Annotated in this window: 6 protein-coding genes and 1 pseudogene; 1 reads left to right on the plus strand and 6 read right to left on the minus strand. The window is 45.3% G+C overall.

Features of this window, described 5'->3' with window-relative positions; genetic code table 11:
• Positions 1-191 precede the first annotated feature (191 nt).
• The 6 genes from Q4A73_RS06985 to tolB all read right to left on the minus strand — a co-directional run bounded on the left by Q4A73_RS06985 (position 192) and on the right by tolB (position 5,359).
• Positions 192-1,154 carry a transaldolase gene (locus tag Q4A73_RS06985; RefSeq protein ID WP_303206736.1) on the minus strand — a complete coding sequence of 321 codons (963 nt, stop codon included), beginning with the start codon at positions 1,152-1,154 and terminating at the stop codon, positions 192-194.
• Entirely contained in the window at positions 1,151-2,074 is a 924-nt protein-coding gene (gene fabD / locus Q4A73_RS06990) for an ACP S-malonyltransferase (protein ID WP_303206737.1), read from the minus strand. The genes Q4A73_RS06985 and fabD overlap by 4 nt, the downstream gene beginning before the upstream one ends.
• Positions 2,074-2,628 carry a peptidylprolyl isomerase gene (locus Q4A73_RS06995; RefSeq protein WP_303206738.1) on the minus strand — a complete coding sequence of 185 codons (555 nt, stop codon included), beginning with the start codon at positions 2,626-2,628 and terminating at the stop codon, positions 2,074-2,076. The genes fabD and Q4A73_RS06995 overlap by 1 nt, the downstream gene beginning before the upstream one ends.
• A 10-nt stretch (positions 2,629-2,638) precedes the next feature.
• Complete coding sequence (locus tag Q4A73_RS07000) at positions 2,639-3,568, minus strand: tetratricopeptide repeat protein (RefSeq protein WP_303206739.1); 930 nt, start codon at positions 3,566-3,568, stop codon at positions 2,639-2,641.
• 3 nt (positions 3,569-3,571) lie between these two features.
• On the minus strand, positions 3,572-4,069 hold the full coding sequence (locus tag Q4A73_RS07005; RefSeq protein WP_303206740.1) for an OmpA family protein: 498 nt from the start codon (positions 4,067-4,069) through the stop codon (positions 3,572-3,574).
• 81 nt (positions 4,070-4,150) lie between these two features.
• Positions 4,151-5,359, minus strand: coding sequence for a Tol-Pal system protein TolB (tolB, locus tag Q4A73_RS07010; protein ID WP_303206741.1), 1,209 nt, complete (start codon positions 5,357-5,359; stop codon positions 4,151-4,153).
• Positions 5,360-5,469: 110 nt separating this feature from the next.
• Between tolB and Q4A73_RS07015 the strand changes: the two are divergent.
• Positions 5,470-6,450 (plus strand): annotated as a pseudogene (locus Q4A73_RS07015) (type I restriction-modification system subunit M); the annotation flags it as partial.

Consider the following 6,450-nt stretch of genomic DNA (forward strand, 5'->3'; position numbering starts at 1 on the left):
GCTGCGGGTGAGATTTGTCTCTTGATGAGGGCTTAACCCTGCGGGGAATTGTCCCGCTTGGGGCGCTTGTCTTCTTCGGGGAAGGTTCAACCCTGCGGAGGGTTTTTGGCGGGGGCCTTGTTCCTTGCGCAAGCTTCGTTTTTGAGAATTTTGCCTCCGATTTGGGGGCAAGCTTCGCTTTATAAATCTTACTAAAACGCTTTCAAAATATCCTCAAAGGCCACGCAAAAGGCATTCAAACCCTCAGAAAGTAAATTTTTATAGGCTTGGTTCAGTTTTTCTTGCGAAAGCAGGTGATGGGGCCTCGTACTGCTTGGAATTTGAAAATCTCCACCACGAAAAGCACGGATGGCATCAAGAGGAGCGGTATTGATAGCGCCCTCAAAAAGCAAGGCCTTGATGTAATAATCCTTCGGCAGGGTCGCATCCTTCACGCCCGTGCTGGCAAAAAGCGGACGAATTCGCCCCTCGCCCCCATCCATAATGTGCTGGTAGGCCTGGGTGGCGTTGAGAATGCCGATTTGATTTTTCTCCTTAAGCTGCGAATTTAGGGCTGTGTCTAGGCGACTGACAAAAATGCTAATCACCGCGCTGGGCTCTTTGGGAATCTCGCCCGACTTGAAGGCGGAGAACTGACTGCGGCGGAAGGCCCTCAGCCCCTCACTCAGTGCCTCAAAGCAAAGCCGCGCCTGCTCGGGGGAGAAGATGAGCGTGGCGTTGACATGGATGCCGCTTTTCATCAGCTCAAACATCGCCTCGTAGGATGCTGGGGTGGCGGGGATTTTCATCATCAAATTTTCTTTGGCGATGGCGCTATAAAGCCGCTTCGCCTCGCCGATGCTAAGGGCGGCGTTGTCATGGAGGCGGGGGTCGATCTCAAGGCTGATGAAGCCATCATCCCCTTGGGCGAATTTGAAAGCGAGCTTGTCCGCGGCCTTTTGGATGTCCTGTATGGCTAGGGCTTCGTAAATTTCTTTGGGTCCTTTGCCCCTGAGCTTGGCGATTTTGTCCGTGTAGCTGGGGGAGGAGAGGGCGGCCTTGAAGATGGCTGGGTTGGAGGTGGCGCCGTTGATTTTGCTCACCAAAAGCTGGGGAAATTCTCGGTCCAAAAAGTCATTTTCTATAAAATCACACCAAAGGGAGGGAGTTTTCATTTTACAAGCTTTAAAAATTCATCCATTTCGTTTAGGGTTGTCAAAGCGTGAGTTTTTTTGGGGCTGATTTTTTTATTCAGGCCCTTGAGCACTGCCGAGCCAAATTCTACAAAAGCGTCCACCGCGTCCTCGACGCTTTTAATGCTTTGCTTGTAAAGCACGGGAGAGACGAGCTGGGACTTGAGCAGGGCTAGGGCCTGAGTTTTGTCGGTGTAAGGCTTGGCATTGACATTAGAAATAACGGGACTAAAGTGGGCTTTTAGCAAATTTTCAAGCTCATGAGCCAACTCATTCGAAGCGTTTTGAAGCAGGGGACAATGACTTGCCACGCTCATATTCAAAAGCATCACTCGTTTTGCCCCCGCATTTTTAAAGCTGCCCTCTAGGGCTCTCAAATCGGACCTCAAGCCCGCCACGACAAGCTGCCCATCGCAATTATAATTTGCCGCATAAACGCTCTTACCCTCACTCTGAGCCTCTTTGCAAATTTGCTCAACCGCTGCATCCTCAAGACCTAAAACCACCATCATCCCAGCTTGGATCTTCACACAATCTGCCTGCATATAAATCCCGCGTTTGCGCACCAAATCCAAAACCCGCAAAAAATCAAAGGCTCCACTGACCGCAAGGGCTGAGAATTCTCCCAAAGAATGCCCAAGAGAAAGCTTGGCTTTCAACTTTGGCTCTTTTTCAAGCAAGGCAAAATAGGTCATCAGGGAATTTAAAACTATCGCGGGCTGGGTGAATTCGCTTTTATCCAAATCATCATTTTCAGTAAAAAGAAGACGCTTGAAATTTATCTCGCAAAAATCGCTCGCTTGCTCTAAAAATTCTCGCGCCTTGAGAGAATGCTCGTAAAATTCTCTACCCATGCCGACATTTTGAGAGCCTTGACCAGCAAAAATAAAGGCAAAATTCATCAGTGGCAACCGCAACCGCCGCCGCCACCGCAGCAGCCGCCGCCATGTCCTCCGTGATGATGCCCGCCGCCACCGCAGCAACCCCCACCGCCAGCGATGATGCCCGTGAGAATTTCATCCTCTGTGGCAGCTCTGGCATCGATGATGTTAAGACTGAAAAGCAAATCCTTGCCCGCGTAGGGGTGATTGTAGTCTATCGTTACTTCTTTATCGGTGATTTCCTTCACGCTCACGCGCACGGTCTCGCCATTTTCTCCCTCGCCAAAAAGCTCCATGCCAATCTTTAGGTCGATGCCCGCAAATTGCTCTTTGGGAAGGGTTTGCACGGCTGCGATATCATACTCTCCCAAGCCCTTGTCCTTTTTGATGATGATGTCAGCATTGGTCGGGCAATCAAGCTTTAGAATTTCCTCTTCCAAACCCTCCAAAATTTGACCCTTTCCAAGTATGAAAGAAAGGGGCTGGGAGTGGAGGTTGGACTCTAAAATTTCATTACTACTCGCATCCTTGAGCTCGTAAAACATAGATACGACATTATTTTTTTCTAATCTCATTTTTTTTCCTTTATTTTCGATCGGGTGAAGCCTTCGCTTCGGGCGAATTGGGGTAATTCGTCTTTAAGGCCTTGTAAAAGCCATTGGCGCTTTTCGTATCGCCCACTTTATCCAGAGAAATCGCTGTGTGATACAAAAGCTTGGGGACATAGTTGCCCTTTGTGCTGATGGCGGAACTTTTCTTGTAATACGCGATGGCGTTGTTGTAGTTTTTTTGCTTATACTCAATCTCACCAAGCCAAAATGTCGCCCTTGCAGGCTTGTAACCCGTACTGATGAGGTGGTTGAATTTTACCCTCGCCGCGTCAAGAAGATTATCGTTAAAATCTTTGATGGCCAGATCTAAAATTTCACCGCCATTTTTCTTTTTCCAGCCCTCATCAACAGGCTCAACTTCTTTTGTTTGTTTGTTCGCGCTGCTTGAGATATTATCGTCCAAAATCGCAGGAGGGACGGGAGCTTTTTTAAGGGTTGCATTAAAATCACTCAGCTCATTTTTAGCAACATAGTTCGCATTGACAGAATCCACCAAAGAACTCAGTTCGACTAGAATTTTCCTAACCTGCTTATTGTTGGCTTCCTGAATTTTTCTACTTTCTTCAACATATTTTTTGAGATTTTGAAGCTCTAAAGTGAGATTGTTTTCAAAATTTTCACTATTTGTCTCAAGCTGCAAAAGACGCGAATTCGACTTAGCATACTGAGAATTAATGCCCTCAAGCATACTTTGCAAGCCTTCCAATCTTTCGTTCGTTTGGTTGATTATCGCATTAACGTGAGAATAGTCGTTGCTCAAAGCATCGAGTTTTTCTTTAAACATTTTTTCGTTAGAGGTCAAGCCATAAGGGGAGTTGCTCGTCAAATTTCCCGCATCAAAGGCTGAAGTTTCCGCATGAATAAAAGCAGCCCCCAACAGGACCGCTGATATTATTTTTTTCATCAATTATCTTGATAATTTAAATTCCGCACGACGATTTTGCGCATCACAAGCCTTAGTTTTTTCGGTGCACACAGGGTTGGTCTCGCCATAGCTTTTTACGGCTATCCTATCAGAATTAACACCTCGAGAAATCAAGGCATCCTTAACCGCCTTAGCCCTTTTCAATCCTAAGGCTTGATTGTATTCATCAGTTCCCCACTCATCGCAGTTTCCTTCCACCGTGATGCTCACGCCACTGACCTCAGTGTTGAAAATATTGGCATTCGTGCTGATGACCGACTGCATATCGCCCCTGATATTAAATTTGTCAAAATCAAAATAGATTTTTCCAAGGGTATCATTAAGCTGAGAAATTTTAGAATCGACATCCCAGCCATCACTACCACCAGAGCCACGACTTCCGTCAACGCCAGTATCGCCGCTCACGCTAGTACTTTTAGTACTACAACCACTGATTAAAATTGCAAAAGCTGCAACCGAAGCAAAAAGAACTTTTTTCATTTTAGACCTTTCAAAAATTTGATTTAAAATTCCCAAAAATTATACTCAAAATTTAATTAATGCTAACAAAAATTTAAAAAATTACCAATCAATCGATTGAATTTTTCCCACCTTCAAGGGAAAATAAAAAGTTTTATTCGCATTCACCCTTATCACACCCAGTGCACTTTGCGCTCCCAAATGCTTCACAAAAACGATACTCCCACCATCGCTTGAAAAACGAGGGAATAAATTCTTGCCATTGGCGCTAAGCTGTCGGATGGAGTCGCTGCTGACAGATTGCAGGTAGATGTTAAAAACTCCCGTTTGTTTGGGCTCTCGGCTGGAATAAACAAAAAAATCTTTGTAGGTCGAAACGGCAGAATTATTCCTCCCGTAAAACACAAGCTGCTCAGCAGAAGTGCTCCCAAGCGCTTGCATGAAGATATTTGGATAGCCCAAGCGATCGGAAACGAAAACCACCCTCGACTCGTCCTCGCCGATGAAATTTGCATTGACATCGATGCCCGAATAATTCGTGATTTTCGTCAAATTTTTAGCATTCAAATCATATAAATACACATCAGGCTGATCCTGCGGCGCCATCGTAACCAAAAGTTTGCTGCCATCACGACTCACATCGCTAGCTACGACCATGCCGCCACTTGAAAGAATTTTTGTCGCCTTATTGCTTGTCAGATCAAAGCGGAAAAGCGTGGGCTTATCGTGATCATATGCCGTGTAGTAAAACATCGTTTGCGCCTCATTGGCCCACTTGGGGAATAAATTCAAACCCCCGTCCACTATCACCCTTTGGTAGGTTAGCGTGTAATCTGCCATGATGATTTGACTGCGTTTGGACGAATTCGTCCTTGCGATGAGAATTTTATGATCCATCCACTCAACAGGCGCTAAACCTAAAAATTTCACCGATTCTTTAACGCCCTTGTGCGCTAAAAATGGATACTGATCTAGGCCATTGAGCGTGTAAATTTGGCGGGATTTTTCTACATCGCCGGCCTTAATTTTGACATCCAAGCTCAAAGAATTGCCACTCTTTGAGAGGGCGTATTCAAAGGTATAGTTAAGATTCTCGCTCCCCTCACCCACCACCTCAAAATTGGAACTCACTCGTAAGTCATTCACAAGGATGTTATAAAAACTCTGCCTCAGTCTCGCATCGTCTAAATTTGAAGCATCCTTCACGATGATTTTAGGCAGCACCACGCCGCTATTGACGACGTTGATGATGGGATCCTCCGCCCAAACAACACCCAAAAACATCAAAAAAACAAGTAAAAATTTTTTCATTGTCTTCTCCTCGATCTGCGAATTCTAGCAAAAACCAAAGGCTTAATGTTAATAAAATTCAATAAACTTACATTCATAAACTTTCAAATTCAAACCATAAAGGACAAACAATGCCAAGCCCCACCACTCAAAGTACAACCACCGAGCGAAGCGCCCTGCACTCTACCATTTGGAAAGTCGCTAATGACTTGCGCGGAAGTGTCGATGGCTGGGATTTCAAAATGTATGTGCTAGGTATGCTTTTTTACCGCTTCATTAGCGAAAATCTAGCCGCCCATATCAATAGCAAGCAAGGCATAGACCCTGCCCCATTACAAACGGGGGGGGGGGGGAACACCCTAACGCTTATGAAAATTTAAGCGATGAAGAGATAGATGAGAGCCCAGAAAACCGCGAAGCTATCATTGATGCAAAGGGCTTTTTCATCTACCCTAGCCAACTATTTTGCAATGTCCTAAAATCCCACGCCCAAGACACCACCAACCTAAATCAAACCCTAAGCAATGTTTTCGCACAGATAGAAGCCTCCACCAGAGGCACACAAAGTGAAGCTAAATTTAAAGGACTCTTTAGCGATATTGATGTCAATTCTAGCAACAAGCTAGGTGAGACCCTACTCAAACGCAACGAAAAGCTCTATCAAGTAATGCAAGAAATAGCCACGCTTGATTTGCATTATAGTGATAATGCTATCGATACCTTTGGCGATGCGTATGAATACCTTATGCGTATGTATGCAAGTAGTGCGGGCAAAAGTGGGGGCGAGTTTTTCACCCCACAAGAAGTGAGCCACCTACTAGCAAGGCTTGTAAGCTATGGTAAGCAAAGCGTCAATAAAGTCTATGACCCAGCTTGTGGGAGTGGCTCGCTGCTCTTGCAGTTTGCCAAAGTGCTGGGCATTGACAACATTAAGCAAGGCTTTTTTGGGCAGGAGATCAATCCCACAAGTTATAATCTCTGCCGTATCAATATGCTTTTGCACGATATAGGCTTTGAGAATTTTGACATAGCCCTAGGCGATACACTCCTAGAGCCTAAGCATAAAGATGATGAGCCCTTTGACGCTATCGTGTCAAACCCTCCTTACTCTA

This window comes from Campylobacter sp. (genome assembly GCF_030528245.1).
Taxonomy (GTDB): Bacteria; Campylobacterota; Campylobacteria; order Campylobacterales; family Campylobacteraceae; genus Campylobacter_D.